Source organism: Streptomyces lydicamycinicus (assembly GCF_000829715.2).
In the GTDB taxonomy this organism is placed as follows: Bacteria; Actinomycetota; Actinomycetes; order Streptomycetales; family Streptomycetaceae; genus Streptomyces; species Streptomyces lydicamycinicus.
On the sequence record NZ_BBNO01000002.1, the window covers coordinates 565,676 to 589,869 of the forward strand.

The window sequence follows — 24,194 nt, forward strand, 5'->3', positions numbered from 1 at the left end:
CCTGATACGTGACCGCTATTGGCATGATCCGCGTCACTTCTCGCCTTCGAGTACCGCCTGCATGACGCGCTTCGCCACCGGAGCTGCGAGCTTGCCGCCGGCGATGTCATCGCGGAGCGTGTCGGATCCCTCAATGACGACGGCCACCGCGACGGGGGTGCCCTTGTCGGTCTTGGCGTAGGAGATGAACCAGGCGTACGGATTGTCCTTGTTGTTCTCGCCGTGCTGTGCGGTTCCGGTCTTACCGCCGACGGTGACGCCCGGGATCTGGGCGTTGGTTCCCGTACCCGACTTGACCACGGTCTCCATGATGCTCTGGACCTTCTGCGCGTTCTCCGGGCTGAGCGGCTGGCTCATCTCCTGCGGAGTGTGCTGCTGGACCACATTGAGGTTCGGCGCGACCAGCTTGTCGACCATGTACGGCTTCATCAGCTTGCCGCCGTTGGCGACCGCCGAGGCGACCATGGCCATCTGGAGCGGCGTGGCCCGGTTGGAGGCCTGGCCGATGCCCGCCATCGCGTTCTGCGGCCGGTTGTCCTTGGGGAAGATGCTCTCCGAGGCGCGGACCGGGGTGTAGATCTCCGGGTTGTTGAAGCCGAACTTCTCCGCCTCGTCCATCATCTTCTTGTTGCCGAGGTCGGCGCTGATCTTGCCGAACACGGTGTTGCAGGACACCCGCAGCGCTTCCCGGAGGGTGGCGTTCTTGCAGGGGATGTTGCCCTCGTTCTTCAGCTCGATGCCCGAGGTGTCGGGGAGCGTGTAGGGCAGCGGCGACCGGGTGTTGGAGTCGACGTCGTCGTAGAGACCGTTCTCCAGAGCGGCCGAGGCCGTGACGACCTTGAAGGTGGAGCCGGGCGGGTAGGTCTGGCGCAGCGCCCGGTTGAGCATCGGCTCGTCGGGGTTCTTCTTCTTCTGGAGCGCGAGGTACGCCTCGGCGTCCTTGTTGCTCATCCCGGCGAAGGTGGAGGGGTCGTAGGACGGGGTGCTGGCCAGGGCCAGGATCGCGCCGGTCTCCGGGTTGATCGCGGCGACCGCGCCCTTCTGGTGGCCGAGACCCTCGAAGGCGGCCTTCTGGGCCTTGCCGTCAAGGGTGGTCACCACGTTGCCGCCCTTCTGCTTGCTGCCGGTGAACATGTCGACCGTGCGGCTGAAGAAGAGCCTGTCGTCGGTGCCGCTGAGAATGCCGTCGTTGAGCTTCTCGAGCTGGTTGGCGTCGAAGGCCTGCGAGGCGTAGCCGGTGACCGGCGCCCACATCTTGCCGTTCTTGTACGTCCGCTTGTACTTGAAGTCGCCGCTGTCGGTGGTCGTGGAGCCGGTGATGGCCTTGCCGTCCACGATGATGTTGCCGCGCGGGGTGCTGTAGCGCTCGATGGCGACCCGGCGGTTGTGCGGGTCGTTCTTGAGCTCGTCACCCTGGACGAACTGCACCCAGTTGACGCGGACCAGCAGGGCGAGGACGAGCAGGCCGCAGAAGATCGCGACCCGGCGCAGAGGCTTGTTCACGGACGGACCACCTGGGTCATCTCGGCGTCGGTGGAGGGGGCGGGGGCCGGCGCCGGGCGGCGCGCGGTGTCACTGATCCGCAGCAGGATGGCGACCAGTGCCCAGTTGGCGATCACGGACGAGCCACCCTGGGCGAGGAACGGCATCGTCATACCCGTCAGCGGGATCAGGCCCGTCACACCGCCGGCGACGACGAAGACCTGAAGGGCGAAGGCACCGGACAGGCCGATCGACAGCAGCTTGCCGAACGGGTCGCGGGCCGCCAGCGCCGTACGGATACCGCGCTCGATCAGCAGGCCGTACAGCAGCAGGATGGCCATCAGTCCGGCGAGCCCGACCTCCTCGCCGACCGTGGCGAGGATGTAGTCACTCTTCGGCGCGATACCGAGGATGAGGCGGGAGTAGCCCTGGCCCAGTCCGGAGCCGAGGATGCCGCCGGAGCCGAAGGAGTACATGGCCTGGGCGGTCTCGGTGACACCGCCGTCGAGCAGCTCCAGCGGGTTGAGCCAGTTGTGGACACGCGTCTGGACGTGCGACTCGAAGGTCGCCACCGCGACCGCGCCGCCCGCGCTGAGCAGCAGACCGAACACGATCCAGCTGGTCCGCTCGGTCGCCACGTACAGCATCACGACGAACAGGCCGAAGAACAGCAGCGAGGTACCGAGGTCGGTCTCGAAGACCAGGATCATCAGGCTCAGCGCCCAGATGACGAGGATCGGGCCGAGGTCGCGGCCGCGGGGGAGGTAGAGCCCCATGAAGCGGCGGCTGGCCAGGGCAAGCGCGTCCCGCTTCACCATCAGATAGCCGGCGAAGAAGATCGCGATGATGATCTTCGCGAACTCACCGGGCTGGAGCGAGCCGAGACCCGGGATCGTGATCCAGATCTTCGCGCCGTTCACTCCGGGGAAGAACATCGGCGCGACCAGCAGCACCAGCGCGACCACCATCGAGATGTAGGTGTAGCGCTGGAGGACGCGGTGATCCTTGAGGAAGATCAGGATGCCCAGGAAGAGCGCGACGCCGAACGTCGACCACATCAGCTGGTTGGGGGCCATCGCCTTGCCCAGCGACGGTTCCTGGTCCAGCCGCCAGATGAAGATCAGTCCCAGGCCGTTGAGCAGGGTGGAGATGGGCAGCATCAGCGGGTCGGCGTACGGCGCCCACTTGCGGACGACGAGATGCGCGACGCCCGCCAGCAGGCCCAGCCCGAGGCTGTAGCCCAGCACACCGGCCGGCACCGTACCGTCCTTCGCCAGACCGACGTTGACGTATGCGAACACCGGAATCAGCACCGCGAACACGAGCATCGCGAGCTCGGTGTTGCGGCGGCTCGGGGCTCCGATGGTGCCGATGGTGGTGGTGTTGGTGGTGCTGCTGCTCATGTGATCTACGGCCCCCTACGCCCTCACTGCTGGGTGCTGCAATTCTTTTCCAGCTTCTGCTGCTCCTGGGAAGGGGCCTGGCTGGGAGTGGCTGTGGGAGACGGAGACGTGGTCGCCGCCAGCGCGCCGGCCGTGCCGGTGCCGCCGTTCTTGCCGGTGCTGCCGGGCTTGGCGCTCGGCGAAGCGGGCTGCGACGGGGAACCGGGCTTGCTCGGCGTGCCCGTCTGGCCGTGGCCCGGGTGGCGCGCCGCATCACGCTCGGCGGCCTCCCGCTGCTCCTTACTACGGCAGGCGTTGGCCTGCTTGCTCAGCTCGGTGACCTTTTCGCTCGCTTGCGTGCGATTGTCGACCGCGATCGTCTCCTTGACCTGATTGCGCTGATACGGCGGCAGGTACTTGAGTTCGATCTCGGGGTGCTCCTCGTCCACATCATTGAGCCTGATCCACGCGAGGTCCTGGCTGATACCCCGGTAGAGCGCGATGTGGTCGTCCTTGGCACCGACGAAGTACTGGGTCTGCGTCCAGTTGTAGCCCGCGTAGCAGCCGCCGCCCACGACGGCCAGCGCCAGCGCAATGAACAGTGACCGCTTGAGCCACCGCCCGCGCCGCCGGGGCTTGACGAAGTCCTCGTCCATGAACGCGCCGAACGAGCCGTGCGGCGGCCCGCCGACCTCCGGATCACCGCTGCCGGGCGGCCCGAAGGCACCACCGGGCGCACCCGGGTTCGGCCCGCCGGGCCGGCCGAGCTCGGCGGCCCGGGCGGCGGGTGTCTGCATCGTGCTCGGGTCGCTGAGCTGGTGCTGGTTCTCCGCGACGGCACCGACGATGACCGGGGTGTCGTTGAGCTGGCCGGCCAGCGTCTCGTTGCCGTCCACGTCCAGGACGTCGGCGACGATGCAGGTGATGTTGTCGGGTCCGCCGCCGCGCAGCGCGAGCTGGATCAGCTCCTGCACCGTCTCCTGCGGACCGTGGTAGCTGGCGAGGGTCTCCTCCAGCGTCTGGTGGCTGACCACCCCGGACAGCCCGTCCGAGCAGATCAGATACCGGTCGCCGGCCCGCACCTCGCGGATCGACAGATCGGGCTCGACATGATCGCCGCTGCCCAGCGCCCGCATCAGCAGCGACCGCTGCGGATGGGTGGTGGCTTCCTCTTCGGTGATCCGGCCCTCGTCGACCAGCCGCTGCACCCAGGTGTGGTCCTGGGTGATCTGGGTCAGGACGCCGTCGCGCAGCAGGTACGCCCGCGAGTCGCCGACGTGGACGAGGCCGAGCCGCTGCCCGGTCCACAGCAGGGCGGTCAGGGTCGTGCCCATGCCCTCCAGCTGGGGGTCCTCCTCGACCATCACCCGCAGCTGGTCATTGGCGCGTGTGACGGCCGTGCCCAGGGAGGTGAGGAGGTCGGAGCCGGGGACGTCGTCGTCGAGCTGGACGAGGGTGGAGATCACCTCGGACGAGGCGACCTCACCGGCGGCCTGGCCGCCCATGCCGTCGGCGATGGCGAGCAGCCGTGGCCCGGCGTAGCCGGAGTCCTCGTTGCCCTCGCGGATCATGCCCTTGTGCGATCCGGCGGCGAAGCGCAGTGACAGACTCATGCGCACCTCACCCGTCGGCTCGGGGTACAGCCGGTCTCTTCGAGCCACACTGCCCACCCTCCGGTCGGGAGCACGCCCGGGTCCGCCGAGTGGACCGCCGCGGCTCGCTCGCTCCGCTCGCTCATTGTCGTACTACTTCCGCAGCTCGATGACGGTCTTGCCGATGCGGATCGGGGCTCCCAGCGGAATCGGTGTCGGGGTCGTCAGTCGGGTCCGGTCCAGGTACGTGCCGTTGGTGGAACCGAGGTCCTCGACGATCCACTGGCCGTCACGGTCCGGGTAGATCCTGGCATGCCTGCTGGACGCGTAGTCGTCGTCCAGCACGATCGTGGAGTCGTGTGCTCGGCCCAGAGAGATGGTCTGGCCTTGGAGGGCGACGGTGGTGCCGGTCAGCGAGCCTTCGGAGACCACGAGCTTCGTGGGCGCTCCGCGGCGCTGCCGGTTGTTGTTGCCGCGGCCGCCTTCCTGGCGGCGCTGCTGCTGCGGCGGCGCGGCAGCCTGACGCTGCGCACGCGCTTCCTGCCCGCCGCGACGGGCGGCACCGCGTTGTGTGACGCGCGTGCCGAACAGATCGCTGCGGATGACCTGAACGGCCACGATGACGAACAGCCACAGTACGGCGAGGAAACCCAACCGCATGACCGTGAGGGTCAGCTCTGACATTGCCCCCGCTTCACCCTTCGGCTTGCCGGTAAACGATGGTGGTACTGCCCACGACAATCCGCGAGCCGTCGCGGAGATTAGCGCGGGTGGTGTGCTGCCCGTCTACCACGATGCCGTTCGTGGAACCCAGATCCTGGATCGTGGGGGGCGTTCCGACCCGGATCTCACAGTGACGCCGGGAGACACCCGGGTCGTCGATCCGTACGTCAGCGTCGGTGCTGCGACCCAGCACGAGCGTGGGTCGCGAGATCTGGTGGCGGGTGCCGTTGATCTCGATCCAGCGCCTGGTTTGCGCGTGGGGCTGCGGTCCTGCACCGGGCGGTGCCGTACGGGGTACGGACTGTGCGCCGCCGGGAGGCGGGGACGAAGGCATGGGGGGCGGGCTCACATGGCCGCCGCCGGGCTGGCCGCCGCGAGGCGCCGCGGCGGAGCGCCGGTCGGCCGCCGGGCCCGGCTGGTCCTGCGAGGAGCTGGAGGCGAGCGTGCGGCTGCGCACGCGGTACAGGCCGGTGTCGAGATCGTCGGCCTTCTCCAGATGGACCTTGATCGAGCCCATGAAGGTGTACCGCTGCTGCTTGGCGTAGTCGCGGACCATGCTGGAGAGCTCGTCGCCGAGCTGCCCGCTGTAGGGGCTCAGCCGCTCGTAGTCGGGGGTGCTCAGCTCGACGATGAAGTCGTTGGGGACGACCGTGCGGTCGCGGTTCCAGATGGTGGCGTTGTTGTCGCACTCGCGCTGTAGCGCGCCGGCGATCTCAACGGGCTGCACCTCGGACTTGAACACCTTGGCGAAGGTGCCGTTGACGAGACCTTCGAGACGCTGCTCGAAACGCTTCAGTACTCCCACGGGGCACCTCCTTCCTCAGTCTTCGTCGGGGTCGTCCTGATCGAGTCGTCCTGATACTGCTTACTGATCGTATCCACGCGTAGGGAAATCGGCTGGTTCCCCTTTCCCGCCTTGAGGACGAGTGTCGCCCCTCACAGGGTTGCCCGGTGCTTGTCTGCTCCTTGTCCAGTGCTTGTGCACTGCGATCGTAGATGTGCCCCGAAGACAGTGTCCCGCAACCGTCGACCACTCCGGCCGGGCGGGGGCCGGAGTCGGACATGACGCGGGACCGGCCGGGTCGGCCGGCCCCGAGGCGGACCGGGTGGCCCGCACCCTGATTGCGGCTACCGCGAGTGTGACCCCTAGGGGCGGCGCGCGGCGAATGCCCGGGGTGGGGCGGGGTGCCGCCCGGGTTGCCGCAGGGCGGGGACCGGGGGAAAGGCGTGTGAAGTCACCCCTGACAGCGTGCTAGTGTTCTGGATGTCGGCAGGCGCTCGCACAAGACCCGGACGGAATAGCCCGGATCACGTGAGAGAATCAACCGGCAGCACCCATGCGCGGGTGGCGGAATAGGCAGACGCGCTGGATTCAGGTTCCAGTGCCCGAAAGGGCGTGGGGGTTCAACTCCCCCCTCGCGCACAGATGAGACCCCCGGTCTCCGGAGAAATCCGGAGACCGGGGGTCTTTCGTTGTGTTCGTCACTTGTTGCCCATGTCACGGGTGCGGGGCTCCGGCGGCAGCCTCAGCCGGGCCGTTGAGGGCTACGTCACATCCGTGCCCTCCACCGCCCTCGCCGGGCCCGTTTCCGCCCGCGCCCCCGATCGCCACGTGGCCTCCGTCACCCGGCGATCTCCGTGACGACCGTACGGAAGGCGCGGACGCGGGCGTTTTCGCGGGCGGTGTGGTGGACCAGGCCCAGGACCGATCCCGGCAGGCCGGTGACGGGGACGAAGACGAGGTCGCGGCGGCCGTGGTAGTCGGCGGTGGGGCGGCACAGCAGCATGCCGCCGCGGTCGGCTGCGGCGAGGGTGAGGCCCTCCTGGAGCGTGCTGACGGCGGGACCGGCGGGGATCGGCCGCCCCTGCGGTGTGGTGGCCGGGGCGTGGGCCGCGCGCCAGTACGCGGGCGCCGGGCCGGCCGCGGAAATCAGGGGGGTGGTCGCCAGATCCTCGGCGCCGATGGTGGCGCGGGACGCCAGGGGGTGCCGTACGGAGACGGCGAGGGTCTGCTGCTGGGCCGGGAAGACGGGGCCGAGGGTGAGATCGGGCTCGGTCACGGGCAGCAGCGTGACGGCCGCGTCGACCGCGCCGCTGCGCAGCGCGCCGAAGGGGTCGCACAGCGGGATCTCGACGATCTCGGTCGCGCAGCCCGGGTGGCGGCGGTGGAAGACGTCGAGAGCCCGCATGATCCGGTCGTCGGCGGTGCCCTGGAAGCCGACCGTCAGCCGGCCGTCGATACCGCGGGCGGCGCTGCGGGCGCGCTCCACGGTGCCGCGCAGCGCGTCGTAGGCGGGGCGCAGCGACGTACGGAACTCCTCGCCGAGCGGGGTCAGGCGGACCCGGCGGCTGGTGCGGTCCACGAGACGGGCGCCGATCCGGGACTCCAGGGCGCGCAGCAACTGGCTGACGCGGCTCTGCGAGACATAGAGCCGCTCGCCGGTGCGGCCGAAGTGCAGCTCCTCGGAGAGTACGAGGAAGCATTCCAGTTCGCGGAGTTCGAGGCCGGGGGCGGGCAGGCCGGTGGTGGCGGTCGGGCCGCTCATGGGTGCCTCCGGGGATCGGTCGGTGGTCTGCACGGGGATCGATGAGCCCTGCTCATAGAAGCGTGAGAGGTGGGCCGTTGTTCCCCCGTGAGGGCGGGCGTTGGCTTGGGGGCATGACGAACATCGAGGGCGGGGCGGCGCCGAGCGGCGCCGAAGTGGCCGCGCGAGCAGGGGAGTCGGGGCGGAAGCGGGGCGGTGGGCTGCCGGCCGTCGGGGCGCTGGCCGCGGCGACGTTCACGGTGGTGACGTCGGAGATGCTGCCGGTGGGGCTGTTGACCCCGATCGGCCGGGAGCTGCGGATCTCGGCCGGTACGGCGGGCCTGACGCTGACGGTCACGGGCCTGGTGGCGGCGGTGTCGGCCCCCTTGCTGACGATGCTGGCCGGGCGGCGGGACCGACGGGCGCTGCTGGTGGCCCTGATGGGCACGCTGGCGGCGGCCAATCTGCTGGCGGCGTATGCGCCGAATGTCGTGGTGCTGCTGGTGGCCCGAGTGCTGGTGGGGCTGGCGATGGGCGGGGTGTGGTCGATCGCGGCGGGGCTCGCGGTGCGGCTGGTGCCCGCGCGGAGCGTGGCGGCGGCGACGTCCCTGATCTTCAGCGGGGTCGCGGCGGCGTCCGTACTGGGGGTGCCGGCCGGCACCTTCCTGGGCGAACTGGGCGGCCGGCGCACCGCGTTCGGGGCGATGGCCGTGGTCTGCGGAGCGGTCGCGGTCGCGCTGGCCGTACTGCTGCCACCGCTGCCGGAAGCTGCCGGGGTGCGGCTGAACGGGGTGCTGGGGGTGCTGCGCGGCGCCCCCGTACGGACCGGGCTCGTCCTGGTGGCGCTCCTGGTGACCGGGCACTTCGCCGCGTACACGTATGTGCGGCCGGTGCTGGAGGAGGTGGCCGGCGCGGACGCCGGGCAGATCAGCACGCTGCTGCTGGCCTTCGGCCTCGCGGGTCTGGCCGGGAATTTCCTGGCCGGGGCCGGGGCGGCGCGGTCGCCGCGGGCGGCGTTGCTGGTGATCTGCGGGGTGCTCGCGGGGGCGGTGTCGCTGATGCCACTGCTGGCACGCGGCGCAGGGGTACCGGGGGCCGCCCTGGTGGTGACCGTATGGGGGCTGGCCTACGGGGGCGTTTCGGTCAGCACGCAGACCTGGCTGATGGCGGCCGCTCCGGGGGCCCGTGAGGCGGCCTCCGCACTGTTCGTGGCGGTGTTCAACGGGGCCATCGCGCTCGGGGCGCTGGCCGGCGGGCGGGCCGCGGACGGCTGGGGCGCGACCGGTGTGATGTGGCTGGGCGGGGCGCTCGCTGTGGGGGCGCTGGTGGCGGCGGGGGTGGGGAGGGCGCCGGGGCGGGAGGTGCGCTCGTGGCCGGCGTGAGGGGCAGGCGCACGTGAGGTCGAGGTGCGGCGCGGTGGACGCGGGCACGGGGTGGCGGAGCCGGGCGCCGGTGACCCGGGGCGGGCGCGTGGTGGCGACCGGGCGCCGCGCCCTCCCGGCGGTGCCCGCCGGGAGGTGGCTGCGTCGGGCGCGGGCAGCCGTGCCGCCCGCCCGCGCCCCGCTCGGGTGTCCTATGGCCGGGCTCAGGCGGCGAGGCGCGCGACGAGGGCCTTGGCCTTGGCCGCCGCGTCCTCGTGGGCCTTCTCGCGGGAGGTCTCGTACAGCGGGATGAGCTCGGCCATCGCCGGGTTGTTCGGGGCCATGGTCAGCTCGGGGACGATGAAGTCGACGTCCAGGCCCAGCCCGCCGTTCAGCACGGCCGCCAGGTAGTTCTGGACGTACTCGAAGGACTCACGGGGCGTGCCCGGCGCGTAGGAACCGCCGCGGCTGGCGACGACGGTGACCGGGGTGCCCTTGGCCGACGGCTGCTCACCCGCCGTACGTCCCATGATGATCACCTGGTCGAGCCACGCCTTGAGCGTGGAGGGGATCGTGAAGTTGTACATCGGCGCGCCGATGACGATCGCGTCGGCCCGCTCCAGCTCCTCGACGAGCTCGACGCGCAGTGCGAAGGCCGCCTGCTGCTCGGGGGTGTGGGTGGCCGGATCGGAGAAGGCGGCGGAGGCGCCGGCACCGTCGAGGTGCGGCAGCGGATCGGCGGCCAGATCGCGGTGGATCACGGTGCCTTCGGGGTGCTGCTCCTCCCAGGCCTTGCGGAAGGCCGCGGTGACCGAACGGGAGGCGGAACCGCCCTCGGGGAAGACGGACGAGTCGATGAGCAGAAGCGTGGCCATGGGATCGGTCCTTCGGTAGGCGGCCGGGCGGCGCTCGACCACTGGTTGAATTCCGTACGTCACTATTGATAGCACAGGAACTTACTTTTCCGCAGTAGCCAACGGGAAGGCGGTACTCTGGGTGTATGGCGGACCACGGCGAGGCGATGTGCAGGCAGGTCGACGGCAGGATGACGCGCGTCTTCGAGCTGTTCGGGAAGCGCTGGACGGGGCTGATCGTCGCCACCCTGATGCCGGGTCCGGTGCACTTCGCCGATCTGCGGCGGGCCATCCCCGGTATCAGCGAGCGGATGCTCTCCGACCGCCTCATGGAGCTGGCGTCGACCGGCCTGGTCGTCCGCGAGGTGGACGCCGGACCGCCACTGCGCGTCTCCTACCGGCTGACGGAGGCCGGTCTGGCGATGGAGCCCGCGCTCAAGGAGCTGGGGCGCTGGGCGGAGACCTATCTCGCCGATGGCGGGCAGTGTCCGGAGAGGTTCCGGAAGTAGGTGTCCCGGACTGAGAGGCGCCGGTAGGTGCGGCGGCCTCCGCCTATGGGTGCGCGCTCAGGCGGGTGCCCTGGACGGGTGCCTTACCCCAGTCGTTCCTGGGCGGCGTTGTAGCGGCGCAGATAGGTCGCGAAGCGGTCGAGATCTTCCTCGTCCCAGTCGGCCAGCCGCTCGTGGAACGCCCGGCGGCGGCTGGCGGTGACGTTGGCGAGCACCCGGTCGCCCTTCTCGGTGGGGTGCAGCACCTGGACGCGATGGTCCTCCGGGTCGACACGGCGCTCGACGAATCCGAGCTTCTCCAGCGCGGCGATCTGCCGGCTGACCGTGGACTTGTCCAGGAAGTAGTGCGCCGCGAGGTCCGTGGCGCGGCATCCCTGCTGGTCATCGAGGTGCGCAAGCAGGGTGTAGGAGACCAGTGACAGCTCGGGGTGCATCCGGGCGGCGGTCGCGCGGGCCCGGCGGGCGAACGCGGTCATCTCCTGCTGGATGGTCTCGACGGAGTCCTCGCGGTGAGCCACGGGTTGCCTTTCGTAGAGGTAGTTGTATAGTACAACGCAATAGAGAGTTGTAATAGCCAACTACTGGCCGGCGGCCCCCGAGGCGTCGCGGGTCCGGGCTGATGCGAAACCGGCCCCAGTGGCGACAGCTGAGCCGACGAGCGGAAAGGCCTGGCCCATGAGTACGGTCCGACGTCCCGACCACCGAAGCGCGCACCGATCCGCGCCCGCCGCCCACACCACCGGGCTGCGTCATGTCGTGACGCATCTGATCACCCCGCTGCTGATGTGCATCGGGATGGGCCTGGCGTACCTGGGGGCCTTCGCGCATCCCGCGCCGCACCATCTGCCCGTGGCGGTCGTCGGGTCCGGCCGGAGCGCCCAGCTGCTCGCCCAGTCGATCAACGACAGGGCGGGCGGTGACCTGGAGGTACGGACCGTCGGTGACCGGGCGGCGGCGGTGGACCGGCTCACGCATCAGGACATCTTCGGGGCGTATGTGATGCCTGCGAAGGGGGCGCAGGGGGCGTCGGGTGTGGCGGATGCGTCGGGGTCGAAGGGCGCGTCGGGCAGGGCGGACGGGTCTGGTGAGGCGGGTGCGTCGAGTAGTTCGGCTGGGTCGAGTACGTCGAGTGGGGCGGCGGGCAGGGGCGGGGCCGGTGAGGCGGCGCGGCCCGGGAAGCCGGTGCCCGAGCTGCTGGTGGCGATGGCCGGTTCGGACACCAGCGCAACCGTCGTCCAGAAGGTCTTCACCCCGATCGCGGCGCAACAGGGCGCGCCGCTGAAGGTCACGGACGTGGCGCCGACCGCCGAGGACGACCCGACCGGTCAGGGCATTTTCTTCCTGCTGGTCGCGATCAGCATCGGCTCGTACGCGTCGGTCGCGGTGATCGGCGGCGCCGGAGCCGTGCTGCCGCTGCGGCTGCGGACGGCGCTGGCCATCGGCACCTCGTTCGTCGTCGGCCTCATCGGGGCGGCGTTCGCCGGTCCGGTCTTCCACCTGGTCGACCACGGTCTCAGCGGGCTGTGGGGCATGGCCTGGCTCTACTCGGCGGGCGTTCTGCTGATCGGCACCGGACTGCACACCTTCCTCAAGCGCTGGACGACGCTCGGGGTGATGACCCTCTTCGTGATGCTCAACTTCACGTCCTCCGGCGGGATCTTCCGCCCCGAGATGCAGAACGGATTCTTCGCGGCGCTGCACTCCTTCTGGAACGGCGCGGGCTTCGTGGAAGGCGTCCGCAGCCATGTCTACTTCGACGGATATGGCCTGGCAGGACACCTGTGGACGCTGGTGGGGTGGCTGGTCGCCGGCTTGGTGGTGATCGGTGTGGCGGCGCTGGCAGAGAAGCGGCGGCGTAGCGCGGAGGCGGAGGCGGCGGCTCATGCCGCGGCGGTGGCGGCGGCCGCGGTGGCGGCGACGGTGCCGGAACCGGCTCGGAGCGGCCGGCCGGCCGGGGGCGTGGAGCCGGGAGCGGGCCACGGGTCCGCGAACGCCGCCGCGGCGCTGGAGGAGGAGTGGGAAGAGGCGGTGGGCGTCTAGCGCTATCCACAGGCTCTGCGGGCCGCGCGGGGACGTCGGTAACGTCATGGGCGTCGGCAGGCCGGAACCGCCCGGCGCGCCGACGAACGCAGAACGCAGCGACACTGAAGCGCAGGGACAGCAAGAACACAGGTCGTGAAGGGGGAGGTGGCCCGCTATGCCGCGTGTGCCGTACGTACCGGGGTTTGCCCGTCAGGATGCCCAGGGGCCGTCGCCCAAGGCGGTGGGGCGGGCGCTGCGGGAGCGGCTCCCGCGTTCCGAGCAGGCCGGGCTGTCGATTGCGGACGGGCGGCCGGACGCGGTCGCGGCGGTCGAGGAGTCCAACGCCGGCCGGCTGCCCGAGCTGACGCCTATACGGGTCGGCCGGATGGCCGCGAGCCCCTTCGCCTTCCTTCGCGGCTCCGCCGGCCTGATGGCGTACGACCTGGCCGTCGACCCGGTGACCGGCATCGGCACACAGATATGCGGAGACGCGCACGCCGCCAACTTCGGCCTCTACGGCGATGCCCGCGGCGGCCTCGTCATCGACCTCAACGACTTCGACGAGACCCTGCACGGGCCGTGGGAGTGGGATGTGAAGCGGCTCGCGGCGTCGGTGGTGCTGGCCGGCCGGGAGGCGGGCGCGGGCGAGGAAGACTGCCACAGGGCGGCGCAGGACGTGGCGGGCTCCTATCGGCGCACGATGCGGCTGCTGGCCAAGCTGCCGGCGGTGGAGGCGTGGAACGCGATCGCCGACGAGGAACTGGTCTCGCACACCGACGCCCGGGATCTGCTGGGAACGCTGGAGCAGGTCGCGGAGAAGGCCCGTAAAAACACCAGCGCGCGGTTCGCGGCCAAGGCGACGGAGCCGACCGCGGACGGCGGCCGCCGGTTCGTGGACGCGCAGCCGGTGTTGCGAAGGGTGCCGGACGCGGAGGCGGCAGCCGTGGCCGCGTCTCTCACCGGCTATCTGGACACGATCGCCGAGCACCGGCTGCCCCTGCTGGCCCGGTACGCGGTGCACGATGTCGCCTTCCGCGTGGTCGGCACGGGCAGCGTGGGCCTGCGGTCGTATGTGGTGCTGCTGCTGGACCACCGGGGCGAACCGCTGGTTCTCCAGATGAAGGAAGCACGCGGTTCGGTGCTGGCGCCCTTCGTGGAGAAGGCGGGCTTCCCGGTGCCGTCGGTGGTGCACGAGGGCCGCCGGGTGGTGCTCGGCCAGCGCCGGATGCAGGTGGTCAGCGACATCCTGCTGGGCTGGACGACGGTGCCGGGCATGGGGTCGTCGGGGGGTGGTGGCGCGGGTGGCGCGGCCGGCACGGGCGGTGCAGCGGGCACGGGTGGTGCGGGTGCGGACAACGCCCCGCGGGACGGACTGCCTTTTCAGGTCCGCCAGTTCAGAAACCGCAAGGGGAGCGTGGACCCGACGCAGCTGTCCGGCGACCAGATGGACGACTACGCCCGGATGACCGGCGCCCTCCTGGCCCGAGCACACTCACACAGCGCCGACCCACGCCTGCTGGCCGGCTACTGCGGCAAGAACGAGGAACTGGACGAGGCCATAGCGACCTTCGCGGTCTCCTACGCGAACCGCATGGAAGCAGACCACGCGGCCCTGACCACAGCGGTGAAGAACGGCCGGATCGCGGCAGAGATGGGGGTGTGAGGGGGAGCGGGGGGCTGGGTCCGGGGGCTCCGTGGGGGCCGGGGCCGTCTGGGGTGTGGACGCAGTTTTCTGGGGGTGGAGGCGGAGGGGGTGGGTGGGCTTGGGGGGAGGGGAAGCCCCCAGGCCCAGCAGGAAGCGATTGAATGGCCGTGGAGGGCCGCGCCCCGGTAGGGCCGTACGCTGGCCGGGTGACGAACTCGCACGCGGAGAACGCGCAGGACGGCCAGCACCGACCGGACGTACCGGGCACCCCGGACGCCCAGGCCGACCCGCAGGCACCGGACGCCCGCGGCAGTGGGCAGGGTGCCCAGCTCGGGCACGTCGGCGGCCCGGAGGATCAGGTCGCGGGCTCGGAGGGGCTTGATGTCGGCCTTGGGGCCCAGACCGATTCACCCGTAGGCCAGGCCGCGGAAGGTGCCGGGCCGGGCCTTGGTCAGGCCACACAAGGACACGAGCCGGGCGTCGGACAGGCCGGGGCGGGGGCCGGATCAGGCGTTGATCAGGCCGGCCCGGCGGCCGCCGAGACGGGCGGAGGGGCCGACGAGCAAGCGGCCGCGGCTCAGGACGAGGCGACCCGGCGGCTGGCGAAGGCCGTGCTCGCCGCGGAGCAGGCGCTGATCGAGTTCGAGATCGCGGTGGAGACCTTCCGGGTGGAGGTGGATAACTTCTCCCGCCTGCACCATCAGCGGCTCGGCCCCATGTACGCGCGGCTGGACGAGCTGGATGCGCAGATCGCCGAGGCGGTGGCGGCGCGTACGGGCGACCCCGAGGACCTCCGTAAGGCGCGGGAGGCGCGGGCGTCGGTGCTGCCGATGCCGGAGGTCGAGGAGCTGTTCCACGGCTGGATGGGGTCGGACGGGCTGTTTCCGGAGGCTCAGGCGATGCTCACCGAGCAGTCGGTGCGGCCCCCGCAGAAGGTGCGGCCCAGCGAAGAGGCCCGCAAGGTCTACCGCGACCTGGTGCGCAAGGCCCACCCGGATCTGGCGCGGGACGACGCGGAGCGTGCCCGGCGGGACGCGTTCATCGCACGGGTCAACGCGGCGTACGCCCAGGGCGACGAGGCGGTGCTGCGCGAGCTGGCGCGGGAGTGGGAGGCAGGCCCCGCACCGGCCGAGGAGCGGCTCAGCGAGAGCGAGGAGCTCTACGCGCGGCTGGAGTGGCTGGCCGAGCGCAAGGAGCTGCTGGCCGCGATGGCCGCCGAGCTGGAGGAGAGCGCGATCGGCGCGATGATCAAGATGGCGCCGGAGGACCCCGACGCGCTTCTGGACGAGATCGCCGAGAAGCTGCTCGCCGATGTCGCGGAACGCGAGACGTACCTCGCGCAGCTGGTCCGGTAGCGTCGGGAGCATGCAATTTGGTTCTGTGCCCACGGTCGGTGTCGACGCTCTCACGTCGGAGGACTTCCTCCTGGACGTGCGCGAGGACGATGAGTGGGAGGCGGGGCACGCCGAGGGTGCGCTGCACATTCCGATGAGTGAATTCGTCGCCCGTTACGGCGAGTTGACCGACGCAGCGCCCGACGCCGGCAAGGTGTATGTGCTGTGCCGGGTCGGCGGGCGCTCGGCGCAGGTGGCGCAGTATCTGATCCAGCAGGGCATTGACGCGGTGAACGTCGCCGGCGGCATGCAGGCATGGGAGGCCGCCGGCCGCCCCGTCTCGGACGGCAAGGGCGGCTCCGGGTCGGTCATCTAGCCGCGGAGACGGCGAGCCGGGCTGCTGGGCAGCTTGGATGGCTGGAGGGTTGTCCGGTCGGGCGGTGGTGAACCGCCCCTCCGGACTTGCCGTCGGCCCTGAACGGTCGGTAGTCCCGCCTCCCAGATGGTCGGGGGAGGCCGCACCAGATGATCGTCCGGGCCGCGGGAGGAACGTTCGGCACCGGCTCGATTTCCGGGACGTGCGGGGCCGTGGCCACATCCCTGAACCCGGCGCCCGTACGGCACCCCGTCCGCCCCTGCCCCGGCACCCGTTCCACTCGCTCCCGAGTCACCCCAGGGGATGTGCCGCGAGCAGCTCGCCGAGGGACTCCTCGTGGGCGGCGGCCGGGCCGAGGGAGAGTTCGAGCTGTTTGGCCCAGGCGTGGTAGCGGTGCAGCGGGTAGTCGGTGTCGGCGCCGAAGCCGCCGTGCAGATGCTGGGCGGTCTGGACGACCCGGCGTACGCCCTCCGAGGCCCAGATCTTGGCCACTGCGACATCTCCCGTGAGCGGTAGCGAGCCGGCTGCTTCGGTGGTGAGGCGCCAGGCGGCCTGCCAGAGGGTGGCTTCCATGGCGCGCAGATCGATGAAGCGATCGGCGGCCTGGCAGGCGACGGCCTGGAAGGTGGCCACCGGGTACCCGAACTGTTCGCGCTTGCTGGTGTAGTCGCTGGTCATGTCCAGTACACGTGCGCCGAGACCCAGAGCGAGTGCGCAGGTGCCGGTGGTCAGCACGTTGCGCAGCCATTCCCAGGCGGCGGGGTCGGCGATCACTTCCCGGTTGCTGATGCGTACGGAATCCAGCCGGACCTCGGCGTGTGGCTCTCCGCTGGTGGAGATCTGGTCGTCGAGCGTGATGCCCGGGTGGGTGCGGAGGACGAGGGCGAGTACGGCGTGCCCGTCGGGGGTGTGGGCGGGGATCAGGATCCCGTCCGTGGTCCGGGCCCAGGGGACAGCGGTCTGGACGCCGTCGAGGACCCAGTCGGAGCCTTCTTGCTGGGCTGCCACGGCGAGATCGGCCGGTTCGTGCCCGGTGCGGCCATGGGCGGCGACGGTCACGACGAGGTCCCCGGCGCCGATCCCGGGGAGCACCTCCGCGCGGAGTTCTTCGGTCGCATAACGCTGGAGGGTGAGCGCGGCGGCGCCGGACTCCAGCAGCGGTACCCGTGCCAGCACCTTGGCCGACTCGCGGAGTACGAGGCAGAGCGCGATCGGGTCCAGGCCCGCGCCGCCGTGCTCGGGCGCGATCGGCAGGCTCAGCAAATCAGCGTCGGCGAGCTTGCGCCACAGCGCGCGGTCGAAGTCGTCGGCGACCGCACCGGGGGTGAGCGCCGGGCTGGGCACACTGTCCGGAGCGACCCCCGAGAAGACGGCCTTCGCCGCTTCGACGGCGGCCTGCTGCTCCTCGGTGAAGGTGAAGTCCACTGCTCTGTCCTCCCACGCGGCACCTTGATCTGACGAAGCGTCAAGGTAGAACAGGTTGCAGGAATTGGGAATGGTGGAAGCGGTGCAGGGGCGCGGGAGTTGAGGGTGGTGGGGAGCGAATAGGGAGCGGGAGAACGTGCGTGGGCATCGGCCGGCGCGGGCTCCGGAGGGCGCCTCGCGCCCCCGGGTACTGCCTATGCCGGTGGCCTGCCGGGAGGAAGCCGAAGCGACAGCGGAAGCCGACGCCAGTGCCGGTGCCGGTGCCGGTTGTCGACGCCGACCCTCGCCCACAGGCTCAGCGCCCGGGTCATCGGCGTTGAAGGCGGACCCTTGCTGCCTGCTGCAAAGTGGCTCGGGCGTCCCCCAGATTCAGGCTAGGGATGTGATCACGCGCCGTGCGGAGTCCGGTTCCGGGACGCCGCCCTCAGCCGGTGGGACGGACGGGATGGTGGCTGGTGTGGTGTGGCGTCCGGCAGCCCCCGGATCGTGCGGCCGGTGCGCTCGCGTCGGCTCTACCGATCGAAGTCCAGCTCCACCTTCTCCGTGACCGGGTGGGACTGGCAGGCCAGCACGTAACCCGCGTCGACCTCGTCGGATTCCAGGGCGAAGTTGCGGTCCATGCGGACCTCGCCCGAGACCAGGAAGGCGCGGCAGGTGCCGCAGACGCCGCCCTTGCAGGCGTACGGGGCGTCCGCGCGGTTGCGCAGGACCGCTTCGAGCAGCGATTCGCCGTCGTGGACGGGCCAGTTGCCGGAGCGGCCGTCGAGGGTGGCGGTCACGGTGCTGTGCGCGGGGGTGGTGGTTATGGGGGCGGTCGGGGTGCCGTTGTCGACGTGGAAGATCTCTTCGTGGATGCGGGTGCGGGGCACATCGAGGGCGCGCAGGGCGCGTTCGGCGCCCTGGACCAGGCCGTAGGGGCCGCAGAGGAACCAGCCGTCGACGGAGTCGATCTTCAGGAGGGCGGGCAGGAGGGAGCGGAGACGAGGCTCGTCCAGACGGCCGGAGGGCAGGCCGGCCTGTTGTTCCTCGCGGGAGAGGGTGTGGATGAGCTGGAAGCGCTGGGGGTAGCGGTCCTTGAGGTCGGCCACCTCTTCCAGAAACATCGTCGACGCCGCCGTACGGTCGCTGCGGATGAGACAGAAGCGGGCGTCCGGCTGCTGGGCGAGCAGGGTGGCGGCGATGGACAGCACCGGGGTGATGCCGCTGCCGCCGACGATTCCGACGAAGTGGCCGGGGCGCGGTTCGAGGGTGAAGCGGCCTGCCGGGGCCATGACGTCCACCGTGTCGCCGACCGCCAGTTCCTTGAGCGCGTACGTCGAGAACGAGCCCTCCTCGACCAGCCGGATGCCCACCCGTAGGACGGGCTCGTCGGTGGCCGGGGTGCAGATGGAGTACGTACGGCGGATCTCCTGGCCGTCGACCGATCTGCGCAGCGCGATGTGCTGCCCGGGGGTGTGCCGGAAGGTCGTGCGCAGCTCGGGCGGGACCGCGAAGGTGACGGCGACCGCATCGTCGGTGAGCCGCTCGATCTCCCGGACCTGGAGCGGGTGGAACATCACAACTCCTTGAAGTGGTCGAAGGGTTCGCGGCAGGACTCACAGCGGCGCAGGGCCTTGCATGCCGTGGAGGAGAACCGGCTCAGCAGGGTGGTGTCGGTCGATCCGCAGTGGGGGCAGCGGATGGTGAGGTCGATGGCGATCGGCCCGCCGGCCGGGCCGGTGGGGCGTGGCGGTGAGATACCGAATTCGGCGAGCTTGCGGCGGCCCTCGGCGGTGATCGCGTCCGTGGTCCACGGCGGGCTGAGGACCGTACGGACCTCGACCTCGGGTATGCCGTGGTCGTGCAGCACCCGCTCTATGTCGGCCGACATCGCCTCGATGGCGGGGCAGCCGGTGTACGTCGGAGTGAGCTGCACCTCGACGCGGCCGGGGGCGGTGAGCTGCACACCGCGCAGCACGCCCAGCTCGGCGAGGGTGAGCACCGGCAGCTCGGGGTCGGGAACCGAGCCGGCCAGCGCCAGCAGTTCCTCTTCGAGGGCGGTGGTGGTCACCATGTTGCCCCCGGGTGGCTGCGGTGGAGGTGCTGCATCTCGGCGAGCAGCCGTCCGAACGATTCGGTGTGCAGGCCCTGGCGGCCCGCGCCGGCCCGCCAGGCGCCGTGCCTGGGGCCTTCGGGGACGGTGAGCGTGGCCTGCTCCAGGGTGGTGGTGATGCGGGTGGTCCAGTCGTCGTGCAGGGCGGACCAGGGCACCGTTTCCAGTCCTTCCACCGGCTCGAAGAGTTCGCCGGTGAACTGCCACAGGGAATCCAGGGCGCGTTGCATCCGGGTGTGGCTCTCGTCCGTGCCGTCGCCGAGGCGCAGTGTCCACTGGTGGGCGTGGTCGCGGTGGTAGGCGACCTCCTTGACGGCTTTCCCGGCCAGTGGCGCCAACTCGCTCTCGGTCGCTGCGAGGTGGTCGAACAGCAGCTCCTGGTAGGTGGAGAAGTAGAGCTGGCGGGCGATGGTGTGGGCGAAGTCGCCGTTGGGCTGTTCCACGAGCTGGAGATTGCGGAACTGCCGCTCCTCGCGCAGATAGGCCAGCTCGTCCTCGTCACCGGCCAGTGAGAGCAGCACTCGGGCCTGGCCGAGCAGGTCCAGCGCGATGTTGGCCAGGGCGACCTCCTCCTCCAGGACCGGGGCGTGGCCGGCCCACTCGCCCAGGCGGTGGGAGAGGATCAGGGCGTCGTCCCCGAGGGGCAGGGCCGGGGTGGCGGTGATGTTCATCAAAGGTGATGCACCCCGTCCGGGATCTCGTAGAAGGTCGGGTGGCGGTAGGGCTTGTCGCCGGCCGGCTCGAAGAAGGCGTCCTTCTCGTCCGGTGAGGAGGCGGTGACCTGCGCCGAGGGCACCACCCAGATGGAGATGCCTTCCGAGCGGCGGGTGTAGAGGTCCCGGGCGTTGCGCAGCGCCATTTCGGCGTCCGGGGCGTGCAGGCTGCCGGCATGGGTGTGCGAGAGACCGCGGCGACTGCGGACGAAGACCTCCCACAGCGGCCAGTCGGTGGGTGCTGCGGCGGTCGCGCCGGTTTCGGCGGGGCGTGGTGTCGTCATCGGGTGGCCTTCCCGTGCTTGGCCGCGTGGGCGGCGGCTGCCTCGCGGACCCAGGCGCCATCCTCATGGGCCTGTCGCCGGCGGCTGATGCGTTGTGCGTTGCAGGGGCCGTTGCCCTTGAGGACCTCACGGAACTCGGCCCAGTCGATCGGGCCGAAGTCCCAGTGACCGCGCTCGTCGTTCCAGGTCAGATCCGGGTCGGGGAGCGTCAGTCCGAGGGCCTCGGCCTGGGGGACGCAGATGTCCACGAAGCGCTGGCGCAGCTCGTCGTTGGAGTGCCGCTTGATCTTCCAGGCCATGGACTGCGCGGAGTGCGACGACTCGTCGTCCGGCGGGCCGAACATCATCAGGGACGGCCACCACCAGCGGTCCACCGCGTCCTGCGCCATGGCGTGCTGCGCCTCGGTGCCGCGGCTGAGGGTCAGCAGGAGCTCGTAGCCCTGGCGCTGGTGGAAGGACTCCTCCTTGCAGATGCGGACCATGGCGCGGGCGTAGGGACCGTACGAACACCGGCACAGCGGGACTTGATTGGTGATCGCCGCGCCGTCCACCAGCCAGCCGATGGCTCCGACGTCGGCCCAGGTCAGGGTCGGGTAGTTGAAGATCGAGGAGTACTTCTGGCGGCCCGAGTGCAGCTTGTCCAGCAGCTCATCGCGGCTGGTGCCCAGGGTCTCGGCGGCGCTGTAGAGATACAGGCCGTGGCCGGCCTCGTCCTGCACCTTCGCCATCAGGATCGCCTTGCGGCGCAGGGACGGCGCCCGGGTGATCCAGTTGGCCTCCGGCTGCATGCCGATGATCTCGGAGTGGGCGTGCTGCGCTATCTGCCGCACGAGTGTCGAGCGGTAGGCGTCCGGCATCCAGTCCCGCGGTTCGATGCGCTCTTCCGCGGCCACGGTGGCGTCGAATACGGCCTCTCGGGCCGTCTCTTCCGGCGCGATCGTCGTCATGTGGTGCCCCCTCGCTGCTCCCGACCGACCGATCGTTCGGTTCAATGGTGAGTGGGTGGACCTCGGGTGTCAAGCCTGTGGATAACTCAGGAGAGGTGTGCCCGGCCGGGCCGCCTAGGTACGGTTCCGAAGCGGAGTTGGCCGCATGGATTCTGGGAACGGGGCGGGAATGCAGTCATACGGGGACGAATCGCGGCCACTGGCCGCGCTCTCGCTGCCCTCGCGGATCGTCATAGGAGTGGCGGCCTGTGCCATCGCGGTCGCCGTCGCCATTCATCTCGCGATGATGTTCCTGCATGTCGCACCGTCGAACACGCTCAGCAAACAGCAGGGCGCTCTGCTCAGCGACTATGTCTATCCCGAGTACGAGCAGAACTGGAAGCTGTTCGCGCCCAACCCCCTCCAGCAGAACAACGCGGTCCAGGTCCGCGCACAGCTGCGCACCGAGGACGGCACCGCGCGGACCACCGGCTGGACCGATCTGACCGCCCGCGACGGCCAGGCCATCCGGCACAACCCGATGCCCAGCCACACCCAGCAGAACCAGCTGCGCCGTGGGTGGGAGCTCTTCGTCAACACCCACAACGCGCAGAACCGCCCGGTCGGCCTGCGCGGTGAGCTGTCCGAGCGCTACATCCGGCGGCTCGTGCTGTTCCGGATGGACGACGAGTGGACCAGGGGCGGCGGTCGGGTCGAGCAGATCCAGGTCCGCTCGCAGACGACGGCGGTCCGTCCGCCGCCGTGGAGTACCGAGAAGATCAGCGACAAGCCCGTGTTCCGCGTGCTGCCCTGGTGGCAGGTCACCGCAGCCGACCTGCCCGAGGGGGCGACCCACCAGTGACGTCACCGACGCCCCAGCAGCCTCAGCAGGCGCCCGGCGCACAGCAGCCCGCGCACCTCACCGAGCCGGCCGACGTGCCTGAGCAAGCGCCGGCATCCCAGGTGCCTCAGGAGCCCGAGCCCTACGAAGAGACCCGGATCGAGCGCGCCATCGGCCGCGGCTTCCGGTACGCCACCGGCCGGGCGCTGGCCCCGTACCAGACCGCCGTGATCCGGATCGGTTTCTCCGCGACCTGGTTGTTGTTCCTGCTGCGGGAGTGGCCGCATCGCGCGGTCCTCTACGGGCCCGACAGCCCCTGGACCCTGGACATGGCGCGCCGGCTGCTGGCCGGCAACCATGCCTTCTCCGTGCTGCCCTGGTCCGATGGCCGCGGCTGGTTCGAGTGCGTCTATCTGCTGGCCATCGTGGCCGCCGCGCTGCTGATGCTCGGCTGGCGCACCCGCACCATGTCGGTGCTGTTCATGATCGGCGTGATCTCGCTCCAGAACCGCAGCATCTTCATAGGGGACGGCGGCGACAACGTCATCCACCTGATGTCGATGTATCTCGTGCTGACCCGGTGCGGGCAGGTCTGGTCGCTGGACGCGCGCCGTGCGAAGCGGGCGGCGGCTGCCGCGGACGGAACCGACGGCGCGGCCTCCCGCGATCTGCCCGGCATCATCCTGTGGGCCGTGCTCGGCCTCGCCCTGGCCGTCGCCCAACTGGGCGGCAACTACGGCCTCAGCTGGTTCGACCACGGCCCGTTCCCGCACATCGGCTGGAGCCTGGTGCTGTGGGGGCTGTGGGTGACGCACGGGCTGTGGTGGGCGGTGCAGCGGTACGCGCCCGGCGAGCCGCGCGTCGTACTGGACACCCTCGCCAAGCTCGCCCACAACGGCGCACTGCTGGTGATCATGGTCGAGGTCTGCCTGATCTACGCCACCGCCGGCTGGTACAAGATCCAGGGCAGCCGCTGGCAGGACGGCACCGCCGTCTACTTCCCGATGCACCTGGACTACTTCTCCCCCTGGCCGGCGCTGTCCGAGCTGCTGGGCAGCAACGGCGTGATGATCATGCTGATCACCTACGGCACGGTGATCGTGCAGGTCGCCTTCCCGTTCACGCTCTTCAACCGCCGGCTGAAGAATGTGCTGCTGGTCATGATGATCTGTGAGCACCTCTCGATCGCGATCCTGCTGGGGCTGCCGTTCTTCTCGCTCGCGATGATCACCGCGGACGCGGTCTTCCTGCCGACGAACTTCCTGACCTGGCTCTCCGCGCGCCTCTCCGGCCTGCGGGAACGACTGTTCTCGCGCGGCGGGCCGGCCCGCCCGGCCGGCGGTGAGCCGGACACCCGTACGGAGCACAGCGGCGGTGGCCATACGCTCGTGGGGTGAGCAGCGAGAAAACCGCCCCCGCCGAGCCCCTCCAGTACGACGAGGGGTACGGGCCGCAGATCGGCGTCGGGCCGCACCCGGAGCCCTGGCCGCAGGACGAGCGGTTCGACCCCGAGCTGCTCGCCCATGGCGACCGCCGCAATGTCGTCGACCGGTACCGCTACTGGACGCGCGAGGCGATCGTCGCCGACCTCGACACCCGCCGCCATGACTTCCATGTGGCCGTCGAGAACTGGGGCCACGACTTCAACATCGGCTCGGTCGTCCGGACCGCGAACGCGTTCCTGGCCAAGGAGATCCATATCGTCGGGCAGCGACGCTGGAACCGCCGGGGTGCGATGGTGACCGACCGCTACCAGCACGTCCGCCACCATCCGGACACCGCTGACCTCACCGCCTGGGCGGCGGCCGAGGAACTGCCGATCATCGGGATCGACAACCTGCCCGGCTCCGTGCCGCTGGAGACGACCGAGCTGCCGCGCCGCTGTGTGCTGCTCTTTGGCCAGGAGGGTCCGGGGCTGACCGAGGAAGCGCGCCGGCACGTCTCGCTGGTCTGCTCGATCGCGCAGTTCGGCTCGACGCGCTCGATCAACGCGGGGGCCGCGGCGGCCATCGCGATGCATGCCTGGATCGGCCGCCATGCGCGGATCGAGGGGCCGGGCGCCCCCTGACGGGCCCGGGGCCCGCCGACGGCCCGGCCGGGGCTCAGGA

The 24,194-nt window shown here is 70.6% G+C and carries 23 protein-coding genes and 1 tRNA gene; 10 read left to right on the forward strand and 14 right to left on the reverse strand.

The genetic code is table 11. The features are described 5' to 3' along the window. Window positions 1-33: 33 nt before the first annotated feature. The 5 genes from TU31_RS07915 to TU31_RS07935 all read right to left on the reverse strand — a co-directional run bounded on the left by TU31_RS07915 (window position 34) and on the right by TU31_RS07935 (window position 5,984). Window positions 34-1,503, reverse strand: a complete 1,470-nt coding sequence (locus TU31_RS07915) for a peptidoglycan D,D-transpeptidase FtsI family protein (RefSeq protein WP_042151053.1) — start codon at window positions 1,501-1,503, stop codon at window positions 34-36. Continuing rightward, window positions 1,500-2,885, reverse strand: coding sequence for an FtsW/RodA/SpoVE family cell cycle protein (locus TU31_RS07920; protein ID WP_042151054.1), 1,386 nt, complete (start codon window positions 2,883-2,885; stop codon window positions 1,500-1,502). Before TU31_RS07920 ends, TU31_RS07915 begins: the two co-directional genes overlap by 4 nt. Before the next feature lie 23 nt (window positions 2,886-2,908). Continuing rightward, a complete protein-coding gene (locus TU31_RS07925; RefSeq protein WP_042151057.1) occupies window positions 2,909-4,477 on the reverse strand; it encodes a protein phosphatase 2C domain-containing protein in 1,569 nt (522 codons plus the stop codon). 132 nt (window positions 4,478-4,609) lie between these two features. After that, window positions 4,610-5,140, reverse strand: a complete 531-nt coding sequence (locus TU31_RS07930) for an FHA domain-containing protein FhaB/FipA (protein ID WP_042151061.1) — start codon at window positions 5,138-5,140, stop codon at window positions 4,610-4,612. A 10-nt stretch (window positions 5,141-5,150) separates the two neighbouring features. Further along, entirely contained in the window at window positions 5,151-5,984 is an 834-nt protein-coding gene (locus tag TU31_RS07935; protein ID WP_042151065.1) for an FHA domain-containing protein, read from the reverse strand. Between the two features lie 534 nt (window positions 5,985-6,518). On the opposite strand from TU31_RS07935, the gene TU31_RS07940 reads away from it, so the two are divergent. Beyond that, window positions 6,519-6,602, forward strand: a tRNA-Leu gene (locus TU31_RS07940). Between the two features lie 199 nt (window positions 6,603-6,801). Here TU31_RS07940 and TU31_RS07945 read toward each other — a convergent pair. Beyond that, a complete protein-coding gene (locus TU31_RS07945; protein ID WP_042151068.1) occupies window positions 6,802-7,725 on the reverse strand; it encodes a LysR family transcriptional regulator in 924 nt (307 codons plus the stop codon). A gap of 113 nt (window positions 7,726-7,838) precedes the next feature. On the opposite strand from TU31_RS07945, the gene TU31_RS07950 reads away from it, so the two are divergent. Continuing rightward, on the forward strand, window positions 7,839-9,086 hold the full coding sequence (locus TU31_RS07950; protein WP_078885616.1) for an MFS transporter: 1,248 nt from the start codon (window positions 7,839-7,841) through the stop codon (window positions 9,084-9,086). A 203-nt stretch (window positions 9,087-9,289) separates the two neighbouring features. Here the strand turns inward: TU31_RS07950 and TU31_RS07955 are convergent, their stop codons facing one another. Further along, the gene (locus TU31_RS07955) at window positions 9,290-9,940 is read right to left on the reverse strand and encodes an FMN-dependent NADH-azoreductase (protein ID WP_042151071.1); all 651 of its coding nucleotides are present in this window, start codon (window positions 9,938-9,940) and stop codon (window positions 9,290-9,292) included. A gap of 125 nt (window positions 9,941-10,065) precedes the next feature. On the opposite strand from TU31_RS07955, the gene TU31_RS07960 reads away from it, so the two are divergent. Next, a complete protein-coding gene (locus TU31_RS07960) occupies window positions 10,066-10,428 on the forward strand; it encodes a winged helix-turn-helix transcriptional regulator (protein WP_042151074.1) in 363 nt (120 codons plus the stop codon). A gap of 83 nt (window positions 10,429-10,511) precedes the next feature. Here TU31_RS07960 and TU31_RS07965 read toward each other — a convergent pair whose 3' ends face one another. Then, window positions 10,512-10,946, reverse strand: coding sequence for a MarR family winged helix-turn-helix transcriptional regulator (locus TU31_RS07965; RefSeq protein ID WP_042151077.1), 435 nt, complete (start codon window positions 10,944-10,946; stop codon window positions 10,512-10,514). 157 nt (window positions 10,947-11,103) lie between these two features. Here TU31_RS07965 and TU31_RS07970 point away from each other — a divergent pair, with 157 nt between their 5' ends. The 4 genes from TU31_RS07970 (at window position 11,104) to TU31_RS07985 (ending at window position 15,805) form a co-directional block, all read left to right on the forward strand. Next, window positions 11,104-12,468, forward strand: a complete 1,365-nt coding sequence (locus TU31_RS07970) for an ABC-2 transporter permease (protein WP_042151079.1) — start codon at window positions 11,104-11,106, stop codon at window positions 12,466-12,468. 157 nt (window positions 12,469-12,625) lie between these two features. Next, complete coding sequence (locus TU31_RS07975; RefSeq protein WP_042151081.1) at window positions 12,626-14,113, forward strand: DUF2252 domain-containing protein; 1,488 nt, start codon at window positions 12,626-12,628, stop codon at window positions 14,111-14,113. A gap of 188 nt (window positions 14,114-14,301) precedes the next feature. After that, window positions 14,302-15,450 (forward strand): J domain-containing protein, encoded by a 1,149-nt coding sequence (locus tag TU31_RS39070; RefSeq protein WP_181018560.1) that lies wholly within the window; start codon window positions 14,302-14,304, stop codon window positions 15,448-15,450. A 10-nt stretch (window positions 15,451-15,460) separates the two neighbouring features. After that, window positions 15,461-15,805: a rhodanese-like domain-containing protein gene (locus TU31_RS07985; protein ID WP_042151082.1), complete on the forward strand. Its 345-nt coding sequence runs from the start codon at window positions 15,461-15,463 to the stop codon at window positions 15,803-15,805. A gap of 291 nt (window positions 15,806-16,096) precedes the next feature. On the opposite strand, the gene TU31_RS07990 is transcribed toward TU31_RS07985, so the two are convergent. The 6 genes from TU31_RS07990 to paaA all read right to left on the reverse strand — a co-directional run bounded on the left by TU31_RS07990 (window position 16,097) and on the right by paaA (window position 21,266). Further along, window positions 16,097-17,230 carry an acyl-CoA dehydrogenase family protein gene (locus TU31_RS07990; protein WP_042151085.1) on the reverse strand — a complete coding sequence of 378 codons (1,134 nt, stop codon included), beginning with the start codon at window positions 17,228-17,230 and terminating at the stop codon, window positions 16,097-16,099. Window positions 17,231-17,742: 512 nt separating this feature from the next. Continuing rightward, window positions 17,743-18,786, reverse strand: coding sequence for a 1,2-phenylacetyl-CoA epoxidase subunit PaaE (gene paaE / locus TU31_RS07995; RefSeq protein WP_042151088.1), 1,044 nt, complete (start codon window positions 18,784-18,786; stop codon window positions 17,743-17,745). Continuing rightward, window positions 18,786-19,283 carry a 1,2-phenylacetyl-CoA epoxidase subunit PaaD gene (gene paaD / locus TU31_RS08000; protein WP_042151091.1) on the reverse strand — a complete coding sequence of 166 codons (498 nt, stop codon included), beginning with the start codon at window positions 19,281-19,283 and terminating at the stop codon, window positions 18,786-18,788. Before paaD ends, paaE begins: the two co-directional genes overlap by 1 nt. After that, window positions 19,277-19,993 carry a 1,2-phenylacetyl-CoA epoxidase subunit PaaC gene (gene paaC / locus TU31_RS08005; protein WP_042151093.1) on the reverse strand — a complete coding sequence of 239 codons (717 nt, stop codon included), beginning with the start codon at window positions 19,991-19,993 and terminating at the stop codon, window positions 19,277-19,279. The genes paaD and paaC overlap by 7 nt, the downstream gene beginning before the upstream one ends. Next, a complete protein-coding gene (gene paaB, locus TU31_RS08010; RefSeq protein WP_042151096.1) occupies window positions 19,993-20,319 on the reverse strand; it encodes a 1,2-phenylacetyl-CoA epoxidase subunit PaaB in 327 nt (108 codons plus the stop codon). Before paaB ends, paaC begins: the two co-directional genes overlap by 1 nt. Beyond that, the gene (gene paaA / locus TU31_RS08015; protein WP_042151099.1) at window positions 20,316-21,266 is read right to left on the reverse strand and encodes a 1,2-phenylacetyl-CoA epoxidase subunit PaaA; all 951 of its coding nucleotides are present in this window, start codon (window positions 21,264-21,266) and stop codon (window positions 20,316-20,318) included. Before paaA ends, paaB begins: the two co-directional genes overlap by 4 nt. A 169-nt stretch (window positions 21,267-21,435) precedes the next feature. Here paaA and TU31_RS08020 point away from each other — a divergent pair, with 169 nt between their 5' ends. Genes TU31_RS08020 through TU31_RS08030 form a run of 3 tightly spaced genes read left to right on the forward strand, consistent with a single transcriptional unit; the run spans window position 21,436 to window position 24,154 of the window. Further along, window positions 21,436-22,107: a DUF5819 family protein gene (locus TU31_RS08020; RefSeq protein WP_042151102.1), complete on the forward strand. Its 672-nt coding sequence runs from the start codon at window positions 21,436-21,438 to the stop codon at window positions 22,105-22,107. Continuing rightward, window positions 22,104-23,483, forward strand: a complete 1,380-nt coding sequence (locus TU31_RS08025; RefSeq protein ID WP_052718846.1) for an HTTM domain-containing protein — start codon at window positions 22,104-22,106, stop codon at window positions 23,481-23,483. Before TU31_RS08020 ends, TU31_RS08025 begins: the two co-directional genes overlap by 4 nt. Continuing rightward, entirely contained in the window at window positions 23,480-24,154 is a 675-nt protein-coding gene (locus TU31_RS08030) for a TrmH family RNA methyltransferase (RefSeq protein WP_042151104.1), read from the forward strand. The genes TU31_RS08025 and TU31_RS08030 overlap by 4 nt, the downstream gene beginning before the upstream one ends. The last annotated feature ends 40 nt before the right edge of the window (window positions 24,155-24,194 follow it).